This window comes from Nostoc sp. ChiQUE01b, from assembly GCF_034531255.1.
Taxonomy (GTDB): Bacteria; Cyanobacteriota; Cyanobacteriia; order Cyanobacteriales; family Nostocaceae; genus Nostoc.
This window is the reverse complement of the sequence record NZ_JAVRBM010000014.1, coordinates 68393-87719: the sequence shown is the minus strand read 5'-3', so window position 1 is coordinate 87719 and position 19327 is coordinate 68393. Positions and strand designations below refer to the sequence as shown.

The window sequence follows — 19327 nt, the reverse complement described above, 5'->3', positions numbered from 1 at the left end:
TTTTTTGAATCGAAATTTGGATATTGTTAAATACCAATACGCTTGGGTTAAAGCTAAAACTCTTTGTCAAAGTCAGTTTTTTTAACGAACCACTCCAGGCGCAGAGAAGCCAGTGCGCCCTTGCGGTTAAGAGACTTGAAGCAACTGGCGCAGCACAGAGAGAAGGAGAAATGCTTAACTGAACTGTATTATGTTAAATACAAGCTCAAATCCAGATAGTGAATAGCTTTGGACTGATCTTCACATCCTACTTAATATTTTGGCGTAGGCGTAGCCCGTCGTAGACATTGAACTGATTTGTCACCGATGAACCCATCAATTTAAAGTTAACAAAGTGTAGGGGTTTAAGTCCCCGGCTTCTGTCAAGCCGCAAGTGTTATGGCGGGGTTTAAATCCCCGTTACAACACGTAATTGCGAATTGCGAATTGCGAATTGCGAATTGCGAATTGGTTTAAGAGGCTACTATTAGGGAAAAATACTGGATCGGGGTTTCAGCCTAAGATTGACACTAATGACCAGCTATATGGTAATATTTCATGGCATTATGCTAAAAAACTTTGTTTATAATCAAAGAGTAGCCAACCCATGAGTTTAGCTGTAATTAAGTTCTCTTCAGAAGAGTGCGGCATCTGCCACAAAATGTCTTTTTATGACAAAAAGGTGGCTGAAGAACTGGGTTTAGAATTTATTGATGTAAAGATGCAAGATACGACTGCTTACCGCAAGTATCGCAAGATTTTATTGACTCAATATCCCGATAAATCAGAAATGGGATGGCCTACTTACATTATCTGCAATTCTCCAGAGGGGGAATTTCAGATTGTTGGTGAAGTAAAAGGAGGTCATCCCAAAGGGGAGTTTAGAAGCCGTCTGCAAGAAGTTCTGAATTCCACAGCTAATCAGAACTAATTACCTCAAAAGATTTGACCTCTAAGGCAGGGCCAATCATGGCAGTTGTCATGATATCTTCACGCACCTGTCCTTTAACTTTTGCTTTTTGTCCAGCTTTGAGTAAGTCTTTGTCAGCTCCTCTGAGGATTTCGTAAGTAACGCCCTCTTCTGTAACTAATGCCCATGCGCCTGTACCAATATCACGACGTTCGACTGTACCTGTAAGTGTAATCATAGTGGGGGAGTGGGGAGTAGGGAGTAGGGAGTAGGGGGTAGGGGGTAGGGAGGTAGGGAGTTATTAAGAATTCTTCCCCCACTCCCCACTCCCCAGTCACTTTTTATGCCGTTTTTTCTTCGTTTTTCAATGCTAAACGAACAAGTCCATAACAGACTAGGGCATTAGCAATGAGGAAGAGGCGTGCTAAGTTACCACTTCCCAATCCCCAAACTGCCGGCTCGAAAAACGCACTTGTAGTTAAGCACGCTGCTACACCTAAAGTTGAACCAATGGCAAACCATTTCCAACTAGGATGTCCCAGCAGCAATGCCATCAACACAATGGGAATCAGTACACTGGCAAATAGGGGATTTAATGCATCAGTTCCCTGGAGAGTATTTCCTAATTCGGGAATTGAACTGCCCAAAACCCGGAAAGGCCATTGGGGAAGATCAAAAATATAGATTCCCTTGAGGAAGAATAAGCCAGAACTGCCGGCAATTAGTCCACTGGATAAAGACCAACTCCAAGTAAAGGGGAAGTAAACGCGTAAAAACCAAGCTAGCAGATAGGAACCAACTACCATTAAAATCTTGGGTAGGAGTGCGATCGCACCACCATCAATCCAAAAGCCGGGGTTAAGATAGCCGCTATCCCGTAACCACCGGAAGAAATCTGGAAAACTGATTTGTCCCGTGAAGGCTAGTTTGACTGCTGCTTCTGCATTGAGTTGTCCAGCGCCATAATAGTTCAAACCATCATCCTGAATCACTCGTGCTGACTGTTTGAGAACTTTTAAAACTTCATCTGGTTCTTTGATGCCAGCAGCTTTGATTAATGCCGCAACACCAGCAACGTGGGGAGAAGCCATGCTTGTACCCTGGAAGCCCAGAAATACACCTTCGCCTTTTTCATCGATGGTTTCTTGGAGAATCTTACCAGCTTCACTACCACCAGGAGCAGAGATATCTACCCCTGCACCAAAGTTAGAATAGGGCGCTCTTTCGCCATCTGGGCCAATTGCCGAAACGCCGATAACATAGGGATAGCGGGCTGGATAGCCTGCCCCATTGGCATTTTCATTCCCCGCAGCGGCAATGATAACTACACCTTTTCGATGGGCATACTCGATCGCTTCTTTCATCAACTTGCTTTCACCGCCACCACCCAAGCTCATATTAATCACATCTGCGCCTTTATCAGCAGCAAATTTAATCGCTTCGGCAATATCGGCAACAGTACCACCGCCATAAGAACTGAGTACCTTCAGCGGCATCAGACTGGCTTCGTAGGCAATTCCAGCGACGCCATATTTGTTATTTGTGGCTTGGGCAATAGTTCCAGCAACATGGGTACCGTGACCATTATCGTCTGTGGCTTCTTCTCTGTCGTTAACAAAATCATAGCCCTTGACGAATTTTGTCTCATACAAGTCGCGAACCTTGGTAATTCCAGTGTCAATCACTGCGACTGTAATGCCACTGCCTTTGGTTTGACTCCATGCCCCTTCAACACCGATTTTGTGCAAGTTCCACTGCTTGCTGTAATATTGGTCATTGGGGCCAGTTAATGAAGGATTTGCTTCTTCATCTTCTTGGGGTGTTAAAAATTCAGCTAGCCAAGCGGCTTTACCTGGTTGTGGAATCTTGCTGTAGATATAGTTTGGTTCAATGAATTCTGTAGCTTGGGCAAACTGAGATTTTTTCAGTTCTTGGAGCCGTTGGCGATCGCCCTTGATAATATATACATTATCTTTTTTGGAAAACTTGTTGTCTAATTGGGGTGTAACGTTGTATTGTTTGGCGATCGCTTGCAAATCCTGTTCCACTACAAGTGATGGAATATCTTCCCGAAAATCAAGCAAAATCGTCTCAAACTCTCCTTTGGCTGCCAATCCCTGAAAATTCAGGAAACTAAATATGGTAGCTCCCAGCCCAATGACAAACAAGCACAATAATATAAGCTTTCTCATATTAACTCATCACCGCTTTTTGCCAGTTTGCTCACTACCATAACTTATCTGCACCCCTTGTTGGTAGATTTTGCACTTTTAGTTACAAGTTGTATTCAGGAATCAGGATTTTTTTAACGATGGAACGTGGTCTTTTGTGGTTGCCCCTGTTAGTAATGTTTTTCTGGTTGGCTTGGCAAGGCTCGAAGGAGTATCAAAAAGTCGAAGCCTATCGCACTTGGGCGGAGCAATTTGAACGGGCTAAGTATGATATTTATGCTGTATTGGGTCAAAAAGATAACAATATAACTTGGGGAAAACCCACGCCTCAAGGGCCGATTAAACTAGAAACATTCTCCTTGCTTGATATCAAACAAATCCAGGTGTTAGTAGATGAAAAATCAGTAGATATAAACAATCCACCTGAAAGAGGTCGTTCTATAGAATTAGAATTTCTATTTTCTGAATCTACTAACTCAGTGCGGGTTCCGTTTACAGAAGTCCCTTTGGCAACAGAATGGGGTAAGTTTTTGCAGGGGCGATTACAAGACTTGCGATCGCAACCACAGCAGTAATTATATTAAAACTATAAGTGACAAATAAGACGGCTATTTCTGGTCAAAAAGTTAGATCGCTAGTAGTGATATTATTCATAGGCAATGACGTTTTTATTAGAAAGATGTTTTTTGGAATGGCTTTTACTTGACTGCCATTTATTCAACATGTCCATAAATTAAATATACGTTATCCAAAAACCTTTGTAGAGACGTAGCACGGGCTACATCTCTACCTTCTTTTTCACCAAATGTTGCGCTCCTATGGGTGTGGTCTATCTAATTGAAAGCCGCCTTAAAACTCGATTCATGTTTGGATTACACTTGCATTCGGTTGACCCGACCCAGCTATGCTTGAATAATGAAGTCAGAGGCAGTAAGATTAGGCGCACCAGTAAGTTGTGCAAATTGACCACCACTGCCGAAACCAGCATCGCTACCATTTTGATTGTAAAATAACTGCCCAGTCATCCGGTCGTAGACAATTACACCATTGCTAAGTGCCCCTGAACTGGTGATTTGAAAATCACTGGCGTTACTAAAACCCGTTCCTACATCAGAAGTAATAGCACTAAAGGTAGTCTTATCGAGGACAATCTTATCACCACTAGAGCGATTGAAGTCAGCAATGGTATCAATACCCACAACAGCGCTATTAAAAATAGAATTGGTGTCGTAGAGGAAAGAGTCAGCACCTGTACCACCCACAAGAGTATCGTTGCCCTGTCCACCAATCAGAAGATCGTTGCCAGTACCACCCCGCAGCAGGTCGTCACCACCGCTGCCATCGATGGTATCATTACCCCCTTGACCATTAATCACATCGTTGGAACTGTAAAAACCGCTGATGTTATTGTTCAAGTCATTGAGGAAAGTGACAGTGTTTGCTGTAGAAATATATGTTTGAGTGGAGCTGCCATTAATCACATCAAAGCTTTTGGTAACACTGTCTTCTCCGTCAAAGATGATATTGCCAATAGCAGGTCTTGTTGACGATGCGGCTAAGTTGTCTAGGTTTTCTAACTTAAAGTTTTGCAGAGTGACTTTGGTATTAGCCACATTTCCAAAGCTGACTTCTAAATTGTTGCCATTTTGAGTTAATTGCAGATTTCTTGCAGTCAATTCAGCCCCAATAAATTGTAAGGTATCTATCTTGGCAATGACCGCAGCCGAAGGATTTGAGCCAGTACCTACAGCACCAAAGTTGGTGATGCTGTAACTGCCATCGCCTCGTCGGATAACAAAGGTGTCATTGGAGTTAGTACCATTGAGAACTTGAGTTTCCGAGGCAGGAGCGGGTTTAACTGTGCCACTAATAGCAAAGTTAAAGGGGCTTTCATTACTATCGTTGTTGTTTAAACTGAAGTTGCCACTATAAGTACCGGCTGTAGTGGGGTTGAGTGCTACCGATATGGTAGTAGAAGCATTACCAGCCACGCTCGTTGGAAGAGTTCCGACCAAACTAAATCCGTCAGGAAGTTTCAGATTACTCAGCTTGAGTATGCCTGTATCGGTGTTCTTGATAGTAAAGGTTTTGATTAAGCTGTCACCAACAGTCGTTTCACCAAAGTTAATGGCAGTGGTGTTGCCATCTGTAATATCAACATTGCCATTGAGAACTTGAATTTCTGGGGCATTAACTGTGCCACTAATGGCAAAGTCAAAGTGGCTTTCATTAATATCGTTGTTGTTTAAACTGAGGCTGCCACTATAGACGCCGGTTGTAGTGGGGTTGAGTGCCACCGAAAGGGTGGTGGAAGCATTGGCAGCTAGGCTTGTTGGAAGAGTTCCAACCAAACTAAATCCGTCGGGAAGTTTTAGATTACTCAGCTTGAGTGCAGCTATACCGGTGTTCTTGATGGTAAAGGTTTTAGTTACGGTTTCACCAACGAGAGTCTCACCAAAGTTAATGGGGGTAGTGCTGCCATCTGTAATATTAACTGTGCCATTAAGAACTTGAATTTCTGGGGTTTTGGTAGAGTTGCGGGGAGCTTCATATACACCAATATCAACGACTGTACTACCATTACCATCACCATCCTGAGGAGTCCTCTTAGTGATGCTATTGAAGGCATTGGAACCACCATCAATCGCAACACTTCCAGGTTTGAGTGCAAAATTTCCATTGTCTGCATCAACAAATTGAGGATCTTGACCCAAAAGATTTTGTAACCCTGTAGCGTTTAAATTATCTGAAGCTTGGAATTGGTCCGAGTTATAAACAAGATTGCGATCGAAGGTGACATTTGTGGCATACTTAACTCTATTAGCATTTTGATTGTCGCTTGCATACAAAATGTTGTTGTATACACGTACATTTTCCGAGTAAGTAACACCAATCTCTCCAGAAGCTGGAAGAACCTGGGCATTCTTGTAAGCCGTGTTATTGATAACATCAACATTGGTAGCTTTGAAAACATTAATGCCTGCACCTCCATTGTTGTAAGTAATGTTATTTGCAATTAATGCCTTACCTGTATAGGCCACATTATCTTTGCTGATATTGGTAGTATCAAGCATAATCCCATGTCCCTCAGTGATTTTGTCAGTGCCTCCATTTTTCCACGGAATTAAACTTTGGTTATCGTAGACAATGTTGTCTCGAAAAATAGTTCTGTAGTCAGTGGTATTGTTATCAAAATTAAAACTGTGGAGAGAGGTTATTCCCTGATTGCCGTGAGCCGAATACCAAGCGTTTCCAGACACAATGTTTTTTTCAACAGTTATATAGTCTGAATTACTGAATGCTATGCCTCCACCTGGAAAGTTACGGATTGTGTTACCAGTGATGACAATATGATGGGGATTAGTACCAGTTATTACACCAGCGTCGTTTTTCGATGCATTAACAGCAATTCCATTACTATTGGTCAAGGGATTTTTAAGGTTATCCTTCTCTTGCAAGGCATATTCGAGAGTGATGTTTTCCCGATTGCCTTTTATATCAAGTCCTTCAATCCGCACGTAGGATGAACTCAATATATTAATGCCACTTCCCGTTGTTGTTATCGTCGGCGTAGCCCCTGGATAAGCTTTTATTGTTGTCCAGTTATCTGGTGAGCCATTCAAGTTTAAAAGCGTAACCCCTTTCATTTGATAATTTCCATTCATGACGTAGAGCGTGTCGCCTGTTTTCATCTCATACACAGCTCTACCCAAGGTGAGAAATGCAGATTCTTCGTCTAAGCCTTTATTTTTATCACTACCTGTTGCAGAAACGTAATATGTATTGCCAGCCATTTGTTTACTCCGAATATGTGTAAGGGAAATTGGTAGTACAATCTCAGCAACTTTCTTCAGTTGCTAAGTAGTTATTTGAATGAGTCATCTATCTGCACTGTTAAGGACAGTCAGAGTTGTCCGATCGCAACTTAAAATTGCGTCGATTATAGAAACGCTGTTGTAAACCTGAAAAATTTTTCTCCTGTCAACCGTTGATGGTTAAATCAGGAATATTGATACCGTCAATCGTCAGAGTTTTGTTGAGAGTAATTGGACGATTAGCGTGTAGATGCTTCTACTTCAGACTTGTCGTCAGACATCCTTTTAGCTAGACTGGATAAAGTTGAATTGAATTGTATCTTCATCTTTAACAGCCACGTAGGCGTAGCCCGTCGTAGACATCGCTGCTCTTTGCAAACCAGCTTTAGCATCTGCTTTTTTCAATAAAACGATCGTATTTGGCATAGTAATTCCTCTGAACTTTCTGTGTTGTTTTAGGTGAGGAGGTTGCCAAATCTGCATGGTAAAATTCACCCTTGGCTGATAACTGGGGACTTAAAGTTAAAGCGATCAAAGTTAAATTAGTTGAAACTTTAGTTAGGTTGACCCTTTAACTTAAGGAGACTAATGTAACAACTTAGTTGAACCTGTTTTAAGCGGTGTAACTGAGCTTTGTGAACTTAGTTAAAAGTAACCTTTACAAATAGCACTTGATATCAGTGAATATCCTGAATGTTGTAAAGTTTTTTACAGCAGTTTTAAAAAAACTATGGAAGTGTCTAGTGGAATCAGTCTTGAAATCGGCAAGAGGAAGAGGCTTTTAGCCTAGTTCATCAATCTTTGAGATAGTTTGGTTTGATAACGCCAACTTACTTAATCTTTATAATATGAACACTGAAATCAACTCCAGAATACCTGTTGCTTTAACCATTGCTGGTTCAGATAGCGGTGGCGGTGCAGGAATTCAAGCTGATTTACGTACCTTTGCTTTTCACTGTGTCCACGGTACTAGTGCTATAACCTGCGTCACGGCACAAAACACTCTAGGAGTGAAAAGGGTCGATACTATGCCAACAGAGGCTGTTGTGGCGCAAATTCAGGCAGTAGTTGAGGATATTGGCGTCCAAGCTGCCAAAACGGGAATGTTGCTCAATCAGGAAATTATCTTTGCTGTTGCCCAGCAAGTAGAAGCTTTACAAATCAATAATTTAGTAGTTGATCCAGTAATGGTGTCACGCACGGGAGCACAATTGATTGATGATGATGCTATAAAGACTCTGTGCCATACCCTGATTCCCAAAGCGGTTGTGATCACGCCTAATCGCTATGAAGCCCAAATTTTGAGCGGTTTACAAATTAATTCTTTAGAGGATATGCAAGCCGCTGCAGAAATTATTCACAAGACTTTAAAGACGAAGGTTGTTTTAGTCAAAGGCGGAGGTATGCAGGCAGATATGCGTGGCGTTGATATCTGGTTTGATGGGGACAAGTTGGAAGTTTTGACTTGCCAACCAGTAGAGACAAAAAATACCCACGGTACTGGTTGTACACTATCAGCTGCGATCGCTGCTAATCTAGCTAAAGGAAAAGATTTGTGGCAGGCAGTGCAACAGGCAAAGGAGTATGTGACTACCGCACTCACTTACGCCCTAGATATTGGCGAAGGGCAAGGCCCTGTGGGACACTTCTTCCCATTGTGGGGACTGGGGAAGGTGGGGCCCCCTCTGGGGATAAGGGGCAATGGGGACTAGGGGCTAGGGACTGGGGATTAGGGACTGGGGATTAGGGACTAGAGAAAAGTTTTCTCAGTACTTCATCCCCAATGCTCAAATAAAAAATCTTTGCCCTTTCGGTATTTTTCTATTATTCTTGGGCATAGTTTCAGGGGTGACTATCTCTGTTAGCATCTCTGTACGATCTAATTACTTTGATTTTTAATACCAAGCCCCCGATGCGAACAACCATAGGTTCTGTTCACAAAAATTCGCCAATACCGACTACTCAACCCTACCCTCCCTCTGTACCACTATCTGTATACAGGGAATTGTCAACAGAGTTGCAAGCAGCACAGGCGAGGCTAAATGCACTCACCACCCAAAATCAGCAACTAGCACAAGAAAATCAACTATTACGCCAAGAAATTACCAAAGTCGTTGAGTCTTTTTCTCGTTTGCAAAATTTTGTGGATTCCCATGCTACTACAGCTAATTATCCCCAAGCTAACCAAGCTTCTGGCGACGTTAAAAGTGCTGTCAAACAGCCAGTAACACAAGCGCGTTCACCTCAGCAGGTTTCTCGTTCGCATCCATCTGTTGTGTCCAAACAACCAGCCGAAAAAAGCCGCCACCAAGACTTTTCTGCACCTGTAATGGAAATGAATTTTCCGATATCAGAACCAGTTTTTATAGAAGAGCAACAAGTCAGTTATTATTCCACTACTGAGCCAGATGTCAAGGGACTCAATGGCTGGTGGTTAATTATTACCATCTTGTTAATCATGCTAACTGCCTTTAGTGCTGGGTATTTCGTTGTGCGTCCCTTGTTTGAACATCAGAAACGTTAGTTGACATTCCCACAGTCAGAAGCAATAGCAGGCTTTCGGGCTACCGTGCAATTTGTCTGCAATCACTCTCTAAAATATCCGAGCAAATCTGCTAAATGGCGGGAACAATTTATTTTTAGGTTATAAAAGCTACATAAAATGCTAAATTGACAGCAATTTCTTTATGTTAGAACCTTAAAGATTATCCAATTAATAAATCCTTGCCACTTTTCATGTTATAAACCCTCAAGTAAAGCACTTACACTTTAAAAAAGTTGTAATTATTACATATTTTTTAGGAAAAGCACTGCTAGTTACAGCTTCAGACAGCGGATCTGGTTAGATATATAAACGAAGCTAGTAGAAGTCAGGAGTCAAGAAGATGAAAAAAGTAGAAGCTATTATCCGCCCATTTAAACTAGATGAGGTGAAAATTGCCTTAGTTAACGCTGGTATTGTTGGCATGACTGTTTCTGAAGTTCGGGGGTTCGGACGGCAGAAAGGTCAAACTGAACGGTATCGTGGTTCTGAGTACACCGTTGAGTTTCTGCAAAAACTCAAAGTGGAAATCGTAGTTGACGACAATCAGGTTGATATGGTGGTAGACAAAATTATTGCTGCTGCCCGCACTGGTGAAATCGGCGATGGTAAAATTTTCATCTCGCCTGTTGAGCAAGTGATTCGGATTCGCACTGGCGAAAAGAACACAGAAGCAGTTTAAGTTTTGATCAGCTTCTGAACTATATGCCTATATATGACTCCGTAAGTTACATATAGGCATATTCCCATGTCCTACTGGCTACAGGCTACGACAAAAACTAGCTTTACTCTTGACATAGAACGCATGTACTATGTATATTTGATATATAATCTATATATAAAAAATAAAGGTAAAAATGTAAGGTAAAAATGTTTTGAGCAAAAAAACTTTAATCACGCTTAACTTGTCGGACACTGAGCTTGAGCTACTAAATAGTCTTAGTGCAAAAAAGGACATGAATAAGTCAGCAGTGTTACGGCAAGCTTTACGGATGATGGGGCTGATTGAGCAACGTATAGAGCAAGGTGAAAAATTTTATTTTGAAACTGTAGACGAGAAGAAATCTGAACTTTTACTTGTCTAGCTTAATTTAAACTTGTGAGTTGTTGCCTTGAATGCGATTGTTAAGCTCCCCTTATTCCGTGTTAAAGACTCAGCCTTAGTTGAAGCAGAATTATGTAATCTATCTTCTAAACATATTTCAGACTTTGAAACCTTTTGGAAACAAAGACTTCAAAACTCATCTGAAGAAGACAGTCATTGGTCATGGATAGATAAATTTTTTAAGCTTTCAACGCCGAATTATGAAAGGCTCGCATTAGAATGTGAAGCGATTACTCAAGGACTTATGATTTTGGAGTTAGATTGCTATCGTTCCCTTTTAGAATCTACTAAGAATCTTGTTTATGTAGATTACTTAACTATAGCCCCTTGGAATCGTCGCTCTATAGAAAATCCACCAATGTATAAAGGTGTTGGAACTAGTTTACTAAAGTTCGCTATAGAACATAGCTTTGATTTAGATTACAAAGGTAGGATTGGTTTACATTCCTTACCTGGCGCAGAAAATTTTTACAGAAAATTTGGAATGGTTGATTTGGGATATGATTCCAATAAACAAGGACTAAGATACTTTGAGATTTCATCAGACCAAGCTGAGAAAATACTCAGCCAATCTAGTTAGCTGGTTAACTTGGTTATGGATAGTCAGGAAGGGGTAGAGCAATGCAGTATTTATCGAGTAATTCTTGGTTACAGTGGGCGGTTCAACTTGAAGATGAAGTAGATTGTGATGTATCTGCGGGGTTAGATTTAGGTCAAAATTTAGCTAAATATTTGGCTAAAACTCAAGCTCATATTAGTTATGAAAAATTAATAGCAATTTTGCAGGAAGAGTTGGGTAACATATTATCGCAGGAAGAAATTGAAGAAATCGTTCAAAAAACCGAAAATGATATTTTGGATTGTCTTCAACAAAAATTCCAACATTCCAATGTAGCGTGAGGATTTGTTTATGTCATCTGAGCCGAACTCAGAAGCTAATAATGTAACCCCATTAAGCCAAGCACGCCTCAATCGTAAGGGTACTAGCCCTATGATTGAGGTGTCTGAAGATAGGCTCAGAGATATTTTATCTTCAGTTGTTAGCGATCAATTGACACGAAAGCTGACTCGATTGGAGAACAGTATTAACAGAGTAGTAGGTCAGTTTGAAGCTGTACGAAATGGAAGCTCTGAAGATGCTGCTTTAAGAGTCACAACTAATCTCGATAATACAGATATTGCTTTGAGTGCGATTAGCCTTCCTAAAGAAGAACATTATCCTTATACATGTACTCATTTAGCTGAACTTTTAAATATACGTAACCATGATGTTCTTCAGAGAATAAAAATCTTAGCTTTACGTAACAATCCAATTTACCATATGCGTATTCCTGCTGGAAAAACCAGCTGCATAAATAAATGGTCAGAAGCAACTCTTCAAAAACTTAGGGAGGCAATTGCCTCAACCAAGCAATAAAGGTAAATAGCATTTACACTTTGAAAATTTGTGGTAAATCACTTTTAGCTTTGATACCATAAGCCTTTGTTGTATTTTACTTGATTGCTATATTTAGTCTGATTATTCTGCAACGCCAAAAGTACTAATTCTTAGATAGCTTTTCATTTCTTAAATCAGTTTTTCATCCTAACTCAGGACTCAGGACTAAACAATGTGCCTAGTTGCGGAAGTAAAGCCGTAAAAGCCTTGCCTCGATGGCTAATTGACCTCTTCAATTCTCGTGTCATTTCAGCAAAGGTCAATTGCAACTCTTGCACATAAAAAATTGGATCGTAGCCGAAACCACTATCACCACGAGGTACGTGGAGAATTTCGCCGCGACAAATACCTTCAGATTGTAATACGATCGCACCATCAGGACGAGCGATCGCCACTGCACAAACAAATTGAGCTTGCCGATTTACCTCGTTGCCTAATTCTTTGAGTACCCTAGCAATGCGTTCTGAGTCGGTTTTGGCGTAACGTGCAGAATACACCCCTGGTGCGCCATTTAGGGCATCTACTTGCAAGCCTGAATCATCAGCAATTGCCCAGTTTCCCGTAGCTTTAGCAGTTTGTGACGCTTTTAGACAAGCGTTAGCGGCAAAAGTTTCGCCCGTCTCTTCAATTTCCAATTCTTCCGGTTTGAGGGCTAATTCCCAACCAGAATTTTCCAGGTAAGCTTGCATTTCAAGTAACTTACCTGGATTTCCTGTGGCTACTACAAGTAATTTGGTCATTGGTCATTAGTCATTGGTTATCGGTCATTGGTCATTGGTCATTTACCAAGGACAAAGGACAAAGGACAAATGACTAATGACTAATAATTAATTTTACTCCGCCCACTGTTTCGCCCAAGCAAGAGTTTGATGCACTTGCTCAATTGTTGGGGCTTCGCAGTATAGCCGTAAAACTGGCTCAGTCCCGCTAAACCGAATCATTAACCAGCTTTTATCAGCTAGGCGATATTTGTAGCCGTCAATTGTTTGGCAATCAATCACTGTTTTACCTGCAATTTCCGTTAAGGGTTGGGTTTGCAGTTGTTGCAAAAGACGCGATCGCACTTCCATACTTGCTAAGGGTAAATCGATGCGATCATAAGCTGAACTAAACCCTGTCTGTTGCTGCAAGTGGCGATAATACTCACCTAAATCCAAACCAGATTCTACAATCGCCTCTAGAACGTACAAGGCTGACAGCAGGGCATCGCGTTCGGGAATATGGCTGCCATAGCCAATTCCTCCCGACTCTTCGCCACCCAGCAACACTTTTGCTGCTAACATTCTGTCAGCGATGTATTTATAACCAACGGCTGTCTCAAAGACTGACAGGTTGTGTAGTGCTGCTACAAGGGGCATCAAGTCGGAACCACTAACAGTTTTAACTATTTCACCCTTAAAGTTGCGCCGCAGGGTTAAGTGGTCGATTAATATTGGGATTAAGACTTGGGAACTTAGGAAGTTGGCTTCTCCATCCACCGCTGCAATGCGATCGCAGTCTCCATCAAATACCAATCCCACCGTTAAACCTGATTTATTGGTTTCTCGGTGAGTCTTAATGACTTCAAATAGCTTTGAAAGGTGTTTAGGCAAGGGTTCTGGCGCACCGCCACCAAAGAGGGGGTCGCGTTCGCTGTTGATTTCTTTGACTTGATTGCCTAATAGTCTCGCCAATCCAGTCGCAGCAGCGCCATGCATGACATCAGCAAATAACGTCAATTTGTCAGATGCGATCGCTTCTCTAATTTTGGCAATATCAACTTTACGTTCTAGTGCTTTGGTATAACTAGGCCAAGGATCGAATTTCTCTTGCTTGCCTGGAGTTGCTGCGGGTGGTACTCCTTCGGCCAACAGTGCTTCTATCTCTTGTGTAACTTCTGGCGGTACCGACCCACCAAAATAACCCTTGACTTTTAACCCTAAATATGAACCGGGATTATGACTGGCTGTAATTACCAGTGCCCCTAAAGCATTGAGTTGTTTTGCCGCCCAACTATAAGCTGGGGTTGGAGCATAGCTCTCGCTCAACAGCACATCAAAACCGACAGCAGTAACAGTATCGGCAACAGCACGAGCAAAGTCTTCTGCCATGAATCGGCGATCATAACCGACAATTATTGTCCGGCTACCCACTGTAGAAAAATATGTATTATATAATACTTTGGCTGCAACTGGCGCGACCAGGGCTAGGCGTTCAAAGGTGAACTCGTCACCAATAACGCCTCGCCAGCCGTCTGTACCAAACTTGATTGAGTTAGCTACAACTGGCATCTAGGTATCCTAACTGTCTACTTGAGGATTCTAGCATTTATACAGTGTGCAGAGTAAAAAAAGAATCTAGTAATAATATGTACTGATAATATTCGGCTATTTCAACACAAAAACGAGCAAATTTGTGCATATAGAGGTGTGTAGACGAGCTTGTTGTAGACATCGCTTTGATCCTTCAAAAAGAAATCAAACGATAAATCTGATCCTTTTGTTTATTCATGAAACAACGTTAATGTGACTAATTTACCAGCGTCGGAAGAAACCGCCGTTAGTGATGATTAAATTAGAGAGATTTATCAATTACGTTGGGGAGTTGAATTGTTGTGGAAGTTTTTAAAGATGCACTTAAAACTTGACAAATTAATTACCAAAAACGTCAATGGTATCACCATACAAATCTATGTAAGTTTGATAGCTTATCTAATTTTACAGATTTTATCTGTTCCCGAACAATGGGGAAATACATTATTAGATAAATTCCGCTATCTTCAGTATTGTATGTGTCAGAAAATCAGTTATATTCATTGGTTTGAAGAGATGATGTTATGTTGACAATTTTAGGCTTTTTAGGTTTAGTATAATTAAAAATGTAAAGTTTTATATCAATATTCAACATTTCTGCATTTTGCCCTAACCCTACTAACGAACCTAAACTTTTAATAAACGGTAGTGATGGACGTACCGTCAAACTTTGGCATTGGGAAAACGAAAACGACAAATGGAAATCTAAACAGACCCTGAAAGGATATGCTAATCGTAGTATTTAGTCCTGATGGCAAGAGACTTATTAGCTGTAGCCAAGATCAGACTATTAAGTTTTGGGATGTAGAGGGAGATATAGGAATCATATTTGATTTCTGAAATTATTTACGTAGCTGGGGATAAGGGGTAATGGGGAGTAGGGAGTAGGGAATAGGGCTGAAGGCTTTTCGAGTTGTACGGAGTTTTTTCACGCAATCAAATCATAGTCCTATATTAATATTAGTATTAATACCATAGAACTTGGTAAACTATATCAGGGTATGAATATTTTGGGCGTTAAAGGTTTAGACGAAGCCCAAATTGATGCGCTGGAAGAATTGGGGGCTTCAAGGGATAGAAAAATTTCTAGTGTGTCGAATTAAATTGAACTCAACAATTAAGTTTTATCCTTCAAAAAATCCAAAATGCTGCAAACCTTCTTCAATTCCAGCCGCAAATTGAGCTTTTGCTAAGTAACGATTTTGGTTTGGGTTAGCTTCGTGCCATTTCAGCAATTCCTGTTTTGCATTGCCGACGATAATACCTTTTTCTTTCTTGTCAGCAAACAGGGCAATATCGTTACCGGAGTCGCCACAAGCAACAGTTTGTGCTACATCTATTTCTAGATTTTCACGTACAAAGGTCATTGCCATACCTTTATTAGCCTTACGTGGCAGAATATCTAGAACTTGAATCTCTAAATCTTTACCATCTTTGTAATTATTATCAAGGTTGTTGATATGAGTAGAGCTACCAAGGCTACAGATAACTTGAATATCTAATCCTTGCTCTAGCAAACGAGACTCTAGGTCTGACAAACAATTTCCAGAGATTTCTTTTTCTTTTTCAAACCAATAGCTAACTTTAAAAGGTCTTTGCTCGCTCTCTGGCTGGGGCTTTAATTCACTAAAAGTTTTAGATATCTTTACAACTAAGTCTCTATCCCAACCTTCAGAAAGCTTATCTGACCACTTGGGATCTATAGTATTAGTGCTACTGTAGTAAATTTCCGTACCTACAGCACATATAAGTACATCTGGTTCTAAAAGTGCTTTTTTATCTGTAAGCTTTTCATAAAGAAAAAGCGATCGCCCAGTTGAATAAACAATCTTTGTTTTGTACTGTTGACGATGCTGTTCTAGCCGTTGATTTAACCTTGCCATTGCTTGGTCATCACCTACTAGGGTATAGTCCAGGTCGGTGACTAAAAGAAATTGTTTCACACTGCACCCCCTACTATACCCCGGCAGAACTGCTAAAACTAAAGCATATTACCACAACTTGAAGCAAAGTTGCAGAAATATAAATTAAATGTAAAGTTAATCTACAGTAGCGGAATAGACCTTGACATTGTACCCCTGACCAGCGATAAAGGTCAAGCAATGCAGTTTTTGCGCCAAAAGTGGAAATTTGCAGCAGAACAAACAGTTGTCTGTGGTGATTTAGGTAATGATATTGCTTTATTTGCTGTAGGCAACGAACGCGGAATCATTGTGGGGAATGCCCGCAAAGAGTTACTCCAATGGCACAATGAGTATCCCGCAGACTACCGCTACCTGGCTTCATGTTTTTGTGCAGGTGGAATTATCGAAGGCTTAAACCAATTCGCAATTCGCAATTCGCAATGACGCTCGAAGACTCGCTAACGCTGCGCTAACGCAATTCGCTTTTTCCGTGTTGTAACAGGGATTTAGACCCCGCCACAACACTTGCGGCTTGATAGAAGCCGGGGATTTAAACCCCTACACTTTGTTAAATTATTTTGGTCTCTTGTAATGATTAGTTATTTAAAAGGTATAGTGGCTGGTATCCAAACAATTGGTGTTAATCGCGTAATTCTGACTTTGGAAGTAAATGGCTTGGGGTATGATTTGCAAGTTCCTCAACGGCTAGCAAATCAATTACCAGAGTCGGGAGGAGTGGCGCAAATTTTTACCCATTTGCAAATTCGTGAAGAAGTGCCCTTTCTATATGGCTTTGCTTCCCCAGCCGAACGCGATTTATTTCGCCACTTGCTGACTGTCACAGGTATTGGTGCAGCCTTAGCGATCGCACTCTTAGACACTCTGGAACTACCAGATTTAGTCCAAGCAATTATCGCTGGCAATACACAAATATTAATTCAGGCTCCCGGTGTCGGTAAGAAAATCGCCGAACGCATCTGTTTGGAACTGAAAAGCAAATTAGTCGAGTGGCGCAAATCAGCCGGGTTCTTCGTTGCCACAGGCGGGCCAGCACCGGGAATTCTCGAAGAAGTGCAAATGACCCTCTTCGCCTTGGGATATACTGCCCATGAAGTCAGTCACGCCCTGCATGTGGTCAGCGAAGACATCGGACTACCTAAAGATGCCTATGTCGAAGACTGGATTAAACAAGCGATCGCTCATCTCAGCAGCGAACAAGTTTAATTGTCATTAGTCATTTGTCATTGGTCATTTGTCATTTGTCATTAGTCATTGGTCATTAGTCATTAGTCATTAGTTATTTCTTATTCTCCCCCTGCCTCCCCTGCCTCCCCTGCTCCCCATGCCCACTGACCCTTATGCTTGGCTAGAACAGTCCTTAGCAACAATTCATCGGGCGGACTGGTATCGCTCAGTACAACCGATCAATGGTCGTTCGGGTGCAACGGTGGTTTTAGCTGGGCAAGAGGTAATTAATTTTGCCAGCAATGACTATTTGGGATTGGCTGGAGATGAGCGTTTGATGGCAGCGGCGATCGCAGCCGTTGCTGAATTTGGCACTGGTAGTACTGGTTCGAGATTACTCAGTGGGCATCGAGAATTACACAGAGATTTAGAGTTGGCGATCGCATTTACCAAACAAACAGAAGATGCCCTGGTATTTAGTTCCGGGTATCTAGCCAATTTGGGTGCAATTACCGCCCTGGTGGGCAAGCGTGATTTAATATTCTCTGACCAGTACAATCATTCCAGTCTGAAAAATGGAGCGATTCTCAGCGGTGCAGCAGTTGTGGAATACCCGCACTGTGATATGGCAGTATTAAAAACTCAGTTGAACCAGCAGCGGCAAAATTACCGACGCTGTTTGATTCTTACTGATACCGTCTTCAGCATGGATGGCGATTTATGTCCATTGCCTGCACTGTTGGATCTTGCTAATGAATTTAGCTGTATGCTGCTAGTCGATGAAGCTCATGCCAGTGGGGTACTAGGAAAAACTGGTGCTGGATGTGTTGAACATTTTGGGTGTACAGGAAAGCAGTTAATTCAAATTGGCACTTTGAGTAAAGCTTTAGGCAGTTTAGGCGGGTACGTAGCAGGAAGTAGCGCCCTAATTGACTTTTTGCGGAACCGCGCACCCAGTTGGATTTATACCACTGGGCTTTCACCTGCTGATACAGCCGCAGCCTTAGCAGCAATCAAGATTGTGCAACAAGAACCGCAACATCGTGCCCAATTGTGGGAGAATATACATTACTTGAAAACTTTGCTGCAACAGTTACCTAACCTGAAATTGCTGCCTTCTGAATCACCCATATTATGTTTTCAATTGCCTAATGCTACAGATGCCCTCAAAGCTGCAAAACAGCTAAGAGATGCTGGCATTTTTGCCCCAGCAATTCGTCCCCCGACAGTGCCCACAAGTCGAATCAGAATATCTGTGATGGCAACTCATGAAGTAGTACATATTGAAAAATTGGTAGCAGTACTATCACATTGCTGAATGCTGAGTGGGAGAGTTAGGAGTTAGGAGTTAGGAGTTAGGAGTTTGGAAAAATTCTTCCCAATCCCCATTACCCCTTATCCCCAGAGGGGGCCCCACCATCCCCAGTCCCCAATCCCCAATCCTCAATCCCTTTCACAAAGCTGGCAATTGATTAAACAAGATCCAATAAAAACTAAGTTGTTGGACTGCTTGGTTAAATTGTTCAAAATCAACAGGTTTGACGATGTAGCTATTCACCCCAAGCTGGTAACTCTCGATTATATCCTGGTCTTCAGCAGAAGAGGTCAGCACCACAACTGGAATCATTTGTGTGCGTGGATCAGACTTGAGTTGCCGTAAAACTTCTAATCCACTTACCCTTGGCAGTTTCAAATCTAGCAAAATGACTTTGGGTTGATTCGTCATGCTACGGTGGGCGTACTCTCCCCGACAAAAGAGAAAATCTAGGGCTTCGGCTCCATCTTGAAGTAGTTGAATATTGTTGCCAATTCTACCGCGACGCAATGCTCGGATAGTTAGCTCGGCATCAGTAGGATTATCTTCAACTAATACAATGAAAATTGGTTGCTTTAAAGATGGGTCATTGGGCTGATCGATGGGTTGGTCACTCATATCATCTCCGGTCAAAGACTTATCATTTAGACCGCAGGGGGCAGGGGGCAGAGG

At 41.6% G+C, this 19327-nt stretch carries 20 protein-coding genes and 2 pseudogenes; 14 read left to right on the top strand and 8 right to left on the bottom strand.

The genetic code is table 11. The features are described 5' to 3' along the window. Positions 1-586 precede the first annotated feature (586 nt). Positions 587-910, top strand: a complete 324-nt coding sequence (locus tag RMY63_RS12060; protein WP_094327275.1) for a thioredoxin family protein — start codon at positions 587-589, stop codon at positions 908-910. Here the strand turns inward: RMY63_RS12060 and RMY63_RS12055 are convergent. Both RMY63_RS12055 and RMY63_RS12050 read right to left on the bottom strand, forming a co-directional pair. Then, positions 897-1127, bottom strand: coding sequence for a hypothetical protein (locus RMY63_RS12055; protein ID WP_322728927.1), 231 nt, complete (start codon positions 1125-1127; stop codon positions 897-899). The genes RMY63_RS12060 and RMY63_RS12055 overlap by 14 nt on opposite strands. Positions 1128-1230: 103 nt before the next feature. Continuing rightward, complete coding sequence (locus RMY63_RS12050; RefSeq protein ID WP_322728926.1) at positions 1231-3081, bottom strand: S8 family peptidase; 1851 nt, start codon at positions 3079-3081, stop codon at positions 1231-1233. Positions 3082-3200: 119 nt separating this feature from the next. Here RMY63_RS12050 and RMY63_RS12045 point away from each other — a divergent pair, with 119 nt between their 5' ends. After that, on the top strand, positions 3201-3635 hold the full coding sequence (locus RMY63_RS12045; protein ID WP_322728925.1) for a hypothetical protein: 435 nt from the start codon (positions 3201-3203) through the stop codon (positions 3633-3635). Between the two features lie 327 nt (positions 3636-3962). Here RMY63_RS12045 and RMY63_RS12040 read toward each other — a convergent pair whose 3' ends face one another. Next, the gene (locus tag RMY63_RS12040; RefSeq protein ID WP_322728924.1) at positions 3963-6854 is read right to left on the bottom strand and encodes a choice-of-anchor D domain-containing protein; all 2892 of its coding nucleotides are present in this window, start codon (positions 6852-6854) and stop codon (positions 3963-3965) included. 306 nt (positions 6855-7160) lie between these two features. Next, positions 7161-7301, bottom strand: coding sequence for a hypothetical protein (locus tag RMY63_RS12035; RefSeq protein WP_322728923.1), 141 nt, complete (start codon positions 7299-7301; stop codon positions 7161-7163). A 422-nt stretch (positions 7302-7723) separates the two neighbouring features. On the opposite strand from RMY63_RS12035, the gene thiD reads away from it, so the two are divergent. The 7 genes from thiD to RMY63_RS12000 all read left to right on the top strand — a co-directional run bounded on the left by thiD (position 7724) and on the right by RMY63_RS12000 (position 11939). Continuing rightward, positions 7724-8587 (top strand): bifunctional hydroxymethylpyrimidine kinase/phosphomethylpyrimidine kinase, encoded by an 864-nt coding sequence (gene thiD, locus RMY63_RS12030; protein ID WP_322728922.1) that lies wholly within the window; start codon positions 7724-7726, stop codon positions 8585-8587. A gap of 200 nt (positions 8588-8787) precedes the next feature. Next, complete coding sequence (locus tag RMY63_RS12025; RefSeq protein ID WP_322728921.1) at positions 8788-9399, top strand: hypothetical protein; 612 nt, start codon at positions 8788-8790, stop codon at positions 9397-9399. A gap of 361 nt (positions 9400-9760) precedes the next feature. Then, positions 9761-10099 (top strand): P-II family nitrogen regulator, encoded by a 339-nt coding sequence (locus RMY63_RS12020; RefSeq protein ID WP_012410794.1) that lies wholly within the window; start codon positions 9761-9763, stop codon positions 10097-10099. Between the two features lie 274 nt (positions 10100-10373). Next, the gene (locus RMY63_RS41765; protein ID WP_416212510.1) at positions 10374-10502 is read left to right on the top strand and encodes a hypothetical protein; all 129 of its coding nucleotides are present in this window, start codon (positions 10374-10376) and stop codon (positions 10500-10502) included. 27 nt (positions 10503-10529) lie between these two features. Beyond that, complete coding sequence (locus RMY63_RS12010; RefSeq protein WP_322728919.1) at positions 10530-11102, top strand: GNAT family N-acetyltransferase; 573 nt, start codon at positions 10530-10532, stop codon at positions 11100-11102. 41 nt (positions 11103-11143) lie between these two features. Then, a complete protein-coding gene (locus RMY63_RS12005) occupies positions 11144-11422 on the top strand; it encodes a hypothetical protein (protein ID WP_322728918.1) in 279 nt (92 codons plus the stop codon). 10 nt (positions 11423-11432) lie between these two features. Continuing rightward, complete coding sequence (locus tag RMY63_RS12000; RefSeq protein ID WP_322728917.1) at positions 11433-11939, top strand: hypothetical protein; 507 nt, start codon at positions 11433-11435, stop codon at positions 11937-11939. 173 nt (positions 11940-12112) lie between these two features. Here the strand turns inward: RMY63_RS12000 and rdgB are convergent, their stop codons facing one another. After that, positions 12113-12700 (bottom strand): RdgB/HAM1 family non-canonical purine NTP pyrophosphatase, encoded by a 588-nt coding sequence (gene rdgB, locus RMY63_RS11995; protein ID WP_322728916.1) that lies wholly within the window; start codon positions 12698-12700, stop codon positions 12113-12115. A 93-nt stretch (positions 12701-12793) separates the two neighbouring features. Beyond that, entirely contained in the window at positions 12794-14230 is a 1437-nt protein-coding gene (locus tag RMY63_RS11990) for a phosphoglucomutase/phosphomannomutase family protein (protein WP_322728915.1), read from the bottom strand. A gap of 234 nt (positions 14231-14464) precedes the next feature. On the opposite strand from RMY63_RS11990, the pseudogene RMY63_RS11985 reads away from it, so the two are divergent. Then, a pseudogene (locus tag RMY63_RS11985) lies at positions 14465-14782 on the top strand (transposase); the annotation flags it as partial. A 195-nt stretch (positions 14783-14977) separates the two neighbouring features. Then, a complete protein-coding gene (locus RMY63_RS41760; protein ID WP_416212509.1) occupies positions 14978-15091 on the top strand; it encodes a hypothetical protein in 114 nt (37 codons plus the stop codon). Between the two features lie 284 nt (positions 15092-15375). Here RMY63_RS41760 and RMY63_RS11980 read toward each other — a convergent pair whose 3' ends face one another. Continuing rightward, positions 15376-16194: a sucrose-phosphate phosphatase gene (locus RMY63_RS11980; RefSeq protein WP_322728914.1), complete on the bottom strand. Its 819-nt coding sequence runs from the start codon at positions 16192-16194 to the stop codon at positions 15376-15378. 42 nt (positions 16195-16236) lie between these two features. Here RMY63_RS11980 and RMY63_RS11975 point away from each other — a divergent pair. The 3 genes and pseudogenes from RMY63_RS11975 to bioF all read left to right on the top strand — a co-directional run. After that, a pseudogene (locus RMY63_RS11975) lies at positions 16237-16599 on the top strand (HAD-IIB family hydrolase); the annotation flags it as partial. 147 nt (positions 16600-16746) lie between these two features. Then, complete coding sequence (gene ruvA / locus RMY63_RS11970) at positions 16747-17379, top strand: Holliday junction branch migration protein RuvA (RefSeq protein ID WP_322728913.1); 633 nt, start codon at positions 16747-16749, stop codon at positions 17377-17379. 118 nt (positions 17380-17497) lie between these two features. After that, the gene (bioF, locus tag RMY63_RS11965) at positions 17498-18658 is read left to right on the top strand and encodes an 8-amino-7-oxononanoate synthase (RefSeq protein ID WP_322728912.1); all 1161 of its coding nucleotides are present in this window, start codon (positions 17498-17500) and stop codon (positions 18656-18658) included. Between the two features lie 135 nt (positions 18659-18793). On the opposite strand, the gene RMY63_RS11960 is transcribed toward bioF, so the two are convergent. Then, positions 18794-19273 (bottom strand): response regulator, encoded by a 480-nt coding sequence (locus RMY63_RS11960; protein WP_322728911.1) that lies wholly within the window; start codon positions 19271-19273, stop codon positions 18794-18796. Between the last annotated feature and the right edge of the window lie 54 nt (positions 19274-19327).